Consider the following 251-nt stretch of genomic DNA (forward strand, 5'->3'; position numbering starts at 1 on the left):
CACCATGAACAGACTCGCACCCGACGCCCGTGCGAGATCGGCCAACCGCCGGTGCAGGTCAGCGTCGATATCGACGGTGACGTAGTCGCCCCGGTAGGTCATCACCGCCGGACGCGGACGGTCCGAAGGCAGCGTCAGCTGATCCGGCAGACCCGCCAACGCCTCCGTCCAGTAGTCGATCTGCGTGGCGAACAGGCTGTCAGGGTCGTTCTGGTCACCCAGCAGCTCGTTCTGCCACAGCGTGTAGTCCG

1 protein-coding gene is annotated in these 251 nt (G+C 65.7%); it reads right to left on the reverse strand.

The genetic code is table 11. The annotated features are described in order from the left end of the window. Nucleotides 1-251, reverse strand: a 251-nt coding sequence (locus tag IG90_RS40485; RefSeq protein WP_033895135.1) for a condensation domain-containing protein, incomplete at both ends; no start/stop codon positions are given.

The organism is Streptomyces anulatus (assembly GCF_000721175.1).
Classification (GTDB): Bacteria; Actinomycetota; Actinomycetes; order Streptomycetales; family Streptomycetaceae; genus Streptomyces; species Streptomyces anulatus_C.